This is a genomic window from Dehalococcoidales bacterium, assembly GCA_030698765.1.
In the GTDB taxonomy this organism is placed as follows: domain Bacteria; phylum Chloroflexota; class Dehalococcoidia; order Dehalococcoidales; family UBA2162; genus JAUYMF01.
The window spans coordinates 1-4,358 of the sequence record JAUYMF010000126.1 but is presented as its reverse complement, the minus strand read 5'-3'; the positions used below and the strand labels follow the sequence as shown (position 1 = coordinate 4,358).

Annotated in this window: 5 protein-coding genes; 3 read left to right on the top strand and 2 right to left on the bottom strand. The window is 52.2% G+C overall.

Going from position 1 to position 4,358, the window contains the following annotated elements; translation table 11 throughout:
- Positions 1–190 precede the first annotated feature (190 nt).
- Positions 191–1,567 (bottom strand): tRNA uridine(34) 5-carboxymethylaminomethyl modification radical SAM/GNAT enzyme Elp3, encoded by a 1,377-nt coding sequence (locus Q8Q07_06260; GenBank protein ID MDP3879888.1) that lies wholly within the window; start codon positions 1,565–1,567, stop codon positions 191–193.
- Between the two features lie 224 nt (positions 1,568–1,791).
- Between Q8Q07_06260 and Q8Q07_06255 the strand changes: the two genes are divergently transcribed.
- Positions 1,792–2,487: a class I SAM-dependent methyltransferase gene (locus Q8Q07_06255; GenBank protein ID MDP3879887.1), complete on the top strand. Its 696-nt coding sequence runs from the start codon at positions 1,792–1,794 to the stop codon at positions 2,485–2,487.
- A gap of 159 nt (positions 2,488–2,646) precedes the next feature.
- Positions 2,647–3,135: a hypothetical protein gene (locus Q8Q07_06250; protein ID MDP3879886.1), complete on the top strand. Its 489-nt coding sequence runs from the start codon at positions 2,647–2,649 to the stop codon at positions 3,133–3,135.
- Here Q8Q07_06250 and rimI read toward each other — a convergent pair.
- Positions 3,132–3,785 carry a ribosomal protein S18-alanine N-acetyltransferase gene (gene rimI, locus Q8Q07_06245; protein MDP3879885.1) on the bottom strand — a complete coding sequence of 218 codons (654 nt, stop codon included), beginning with the start codon at positions 3,783–3,785 and terminating at the stop codon, positions 3,132–3,134. The two genes, Q8Q07_06250 and rimI, sit on opposite strands and share 4 nt — an antisense overlap.
- 199 nt (positions 3,786–3,984) lie before the next feature.
- Between rimI and Q8Q07_06240 the strand changes: the two genes are divergently transcribed.
- Positions 3,985–4,358: sigma-70 family RNA polymerase sigma factor (locus tag Q8Q07_06240; GenBank protein MDP3879884.1), on the top strand; the 374-nt coding region annotated here is incomplete at its 3' end.

Below are 4,358 nucleotides of genomic sequence, written 5' to 3'. Positions count from 1 at the left end.
CTTTAGTGTAGTGTCTCACTAATAACTTAACAATGTCATTCCGTACTTGATACGGAATCCAGGTGGGGTGATGATGCTGGATTCCCGCTTTCGCGGGAATGACAATATGAAGTGTATTGTAAAGGTATCTCTGAGACACTACATTAGTTACTTTATATGATACCTTTGGTTAAGACGGAAGAAATTTGCGCTACAGGCGCTTGACCATGTAATCAGCCTGTGAGCGATAACCGAACTCGGTGCGGTAGTATTCCCGGGCGCCGGTGCCGCTCAAGACCGCCATCTGCCGGGCTTGAAATTCAGCGCGGGCAATCCTCTCCGCTTCAGCTACCAGCGCCTTGCCGGTGCCCTTGTGCTGGGCGGCGGCCGGGTTCTGCCGGTTCAGAGGGACCTCGGCGCCGTAGACGTGCAGCTCCCTGATAAGAGCCAGGCTGCCATCAAGCTGTCCCAGTCTGGCGACGGGTCTGGACTGGACTCTCATCCGTAACAGACCGAAGAGCGTTTCCCGCTCATCCTCCAGGGACAGGAAGATTTCTTTACCTTCAGAGGCTTCGTAGTCTATTCTGACCATCCGGGGTTCCCCTGTTTCCCACCCGTCCTGTACGCGGTGGCCGTATTCCCGGCACCGGATGCACCGGCAGCCGGTGCCCAGTTCCCTCATTCTGTGCTTGACCACGTCCCGCAGGGAATCCTTAAGACCGCCGACAATGAATTTGGAGGGGATATCACGCAGCACGCGTGATATCCGGACATACCCGGGCACGATAGATTTGATATCAGCCACCAGGTCGGTCATCACGCTGGCGGGATACGGCTGGTAGCTCCCATCCTGGTACCATTTCTCCAGTTCGGTGCCCGCCACTACCATCGTGGGATATAGCTTCAAGCCGTCCGGCCTGAAGCGGGCGTCACTGAATAGCTGCCGGGAAAGCTCCAGGTCTTTCTCCGGCGTGGAGCCGGGCAGTCCCGGCATCCAGTGGTAGTGTACCTTAAAGCCGTGTTCCCGCAGCAGACGGCTGGCTTTGACCACGTCCGCTACCCGGTGCCCTCTTTTTACCAGCCCGTAGATTTCATCATCCAGCATTTGCACCCCTAGCTCCACCCTCGTAGCGCCGAAATCGAGCATCCTCTCTATCTCTTCCTGCCGGCACCAGTCAGGTCTGGTCTCCAGGCATAGCCCGGTGCAGCGGTGGCTGGCGGTCTCGTTAAGTAGCTTGGCTTCTTCCAGAGTGGCCGATTCCCGGTCATTCAGGGCGTCATAGCAGCCCTTGATAAAGCGGTACTGGTAATCTTCGGGGTAAGCCAGGAAAGTCCCGCCCATGATGATTAGCTCGACCTTGTCCGTGGGGTGTCCCATATCAGACAGGATGCGCAATCTCATTCTGACCTGACTGGCGGCATCATAGTCGCACTGCCGGGCGCGCAGCACCGCCGGCGATTCCGGGGTATAGCTGCGTGGTATGGCTGTGTAGGTGGGGCAGTAGACGCATTGTCCCGGACACGCCATCGGCTGGGTCATTACCGCCACCGGGGTTACCCCTGATATTGTTCTGGTGAATTTCCTCATTGTATACTGCAAAGTGTAATTAGTACCAACTTTCATAATTAAGTGGTCTTAAGCGCGCCGTTCGTGGTGAGCCTGTCGAACCACCGGCGCGCCCTTCGACAAGCTCAGGGCGAACGGAGTTATTTGTAATGCTATTTTTGCAGCTAAGTATTAGTTTACTACATGCGACGACACAAGTATATTCAATGTGGTAATCAGGATTTAGTATTTTCTTGGAAAGCACCATGATGACGCTTCGGGATTCCAGGGGTACTGGTGAGGACCGGACGAAGAGTGACGTATTTGATCGGATAGCGCCGGGCTGGTACAATTTCAGGCACTGGTCTATATTCCGCACTGAGCTGGAGGAACTGGAGCAGCGGTGGCGGCGGGGCAGTCTGCTCAATATCGGCTGCGCCCATGGCCCCGATTTCCTGCCCTTCCGGCAAAACTTTACTTTATACGGTGTGGACTTTTCTCCCCGGATGCTCGGCTTTGCCCGGAAATACTCCCGGAAGTTTGGCTTTGACGTCAATCTCTCGGTAGCTGATGCTGCCTACCTGCCCTATCGTGACGGAGCCTTTGATTGGGCAATATCGGTAGCTACCTACCATCATATCAGAGGTAAAGAAGCGCAGCAGAGGGCTTTGGATGAACTGTGGAGAGTGCTAAAGCCGGGAGGTGAAGCCTTTATCACGGTCTGGAATCGGTGGCAACCCCGGTTCTGGTTCATGGGGAAGGAGGTCTCTGTGCCCTGGCGGACGAGAGATGAAGTCCTGGGTCGCTATTATTACCTCTTTTCATACCCTGAACTGGAGGGGCTGGTGAGGAAAGCCGGTTTTAGCGTGCTCAAGTCTTTTCCGGAGAGCTCTTACCGCTTTCCGCTGAAGTTCTTCTCCCGGAACATATGTTTACTGGTGCAAAAAAGCGGGCTGGAATAGCTGGCCTCTCTTCTGCCGGAATTGACAACCCCCAATGCCCATAGCTATGATAAACAGGTATTTAGTGATTAATAAAGATCCCTTATGAGTCCTGTTATTCCTGGACATAATGTTATTAGTATGCTTTAATTTTATCCAGCAGTAGATGAGGAGGGGCTTATGGATTTTGGTAATATCGGGGAAAACGCTCCGATTATCCTCCTGGTTATCGCGTTAATATTCTTGCAGATATTTCTGAGACGGGGGCTTAGACCGCGCATGGTGCCTCAGGACATTGTTCATGGTCTACTGTCTGAGGTAAGGTTAAATCTGGCAATGGCGGAAAGCTTTAATGCCCGTACTAAACTCAAGAAGTTTGAGACGGTGAACTGGCAGAGGCATCAGGGGAGGGTCGATTTTCTGAATAAATCCTTACAGGCTAACCTGTCTGACTCTTATACGTTGATAGGAGAACTTAACCAGCAGATAGCGGCAGCCAAAAAACATAAGTCGGTCAACTATATGGCCACCATTAGTCCGGATAAGCTAAAAGAGTTACTGTCCAGGAGCCGGCAGGGGCTTGAAGAATGGTCACTGGCAAATGTCGGGACCAAAGAACCGGCAGCGAGGCCTCCCAATATAATGGATGATTGGCTGGGGAGGGGTTAGCGAATAATTTGATAGAGGACTGCCCCGTATTTGCGGGAATGCTCTTGTCTGAGCTGATGGAAGTGTTTCCGGTAGGCGGTTGTCGTAATGTCCTGCGTGGACATCAATAAGCCGTCTTCTTTATTATCAACGTAGTAACCGCGGCGTACCCCGACCTGTTTGAAGCCATATTTGGTGTAAAGAGCCTGGGCGGCAGTGTTGGAGGCGCGGACCTCCAGGGTAAGTGTGCGTGCCTCCAGCTCGGTGGCCAGGTTGATTGTGGATATCATTAATAGCTCTCCAATTCCCCGCCGGCGGTACGCTTCCCGCACTGCGATACCGGTGATGTGAGCTTCATCAGTGATTGCCCAGAATCCGACAAAACCGGTAACGTGCTCACTGGCCAGATTAAGTTCATTATTATGCGGGTGGTGGTTAAACAACCTCCGCAATCGGGAGAACAGACCGGCGGAGTTGTGCTTTGCAGCAGTCCCGTTTTGAATAACGTCGCCGGGTTTATCTCCGTCAATTGCCACGATGTAGTGGGCCACCTGGTTGCGCAGTTCATGGTGATAGTCAGGTGGCGGCCATTGGCTGGAAAAGGCTTCCCGGTCAATCTCACCGACCTGGGCAACGTCTTCCTTGCGCATCGAGCGCACATGATAAGACAATTTTCCATTCCTCCCCGGCAACCGGTAAATAGCCTTATCCTATTTTAACACATTCTGTTTTAGTATCAACAAGGTCTGTTAATGCTATCTTTTTACGCTTTGCTTCGTTATAATAATTGGCACAGGGAACACCGTGGTTTACGACCAGCCCAGGGCGTAAACGCCAAATAAAATAAGGGTTGGCTACCGGGGGTTGTCAGTGCCAGAGGATGAAGAGAGACTCGTCCAGAGAGCTAAACAGGGAGACCAGAAGGCTTTTGCCCAGTTATATGAGGAAAACTTTGACCGGATTTACCGTTATGTGGCGCTCAGGATAGGAGATAAAACGGAGGCGGAGGACGTGACCCAGCAGGTGTTTCTAAAAGCCCTGAAGTCCATCGCTTCGTTTCATTGGAAGGGTGCGCCTTTCATCGCCTGGTTGTTTCGTATTGCTCATAACCAGGTGGTTGACCACCTGAGGAAAAAAACAAAACGGGTCTCTGTTTCTTTTGATGATTCGCTAATGAGTAATACTATACCGAGCAGCAATAAAAATCCGCAGCAAATAGTTGAGCTCAAACAGGATATTGAGCA

What these genes read in the sequence shown, in the direction of transcription:
- Q8Q07_06260 (MDP3879888.1), bottom strand. Translation starts at nt 1,567, where the DNA reads ATGAGGAAATTCACCAGAACAATATCAGGGGTAACCCCGGTGGCGGTA.
- Q8Q07_06255 (MDP3879887.1), top strand. Translation starts at nt 1,792, where the DNA reads ATGATGACGCTTCGGGATTCCAGGGGTACTGGTGAGGACCGGACGAAG.
- Q8Q07_06250 (MDP3879886.1), top strand. Translation starts at nt 2,647, where the DNA reads ATGGATTTTGGTAATATCGGGGAAAACGCTCCGATTATCCTCCTGGTT.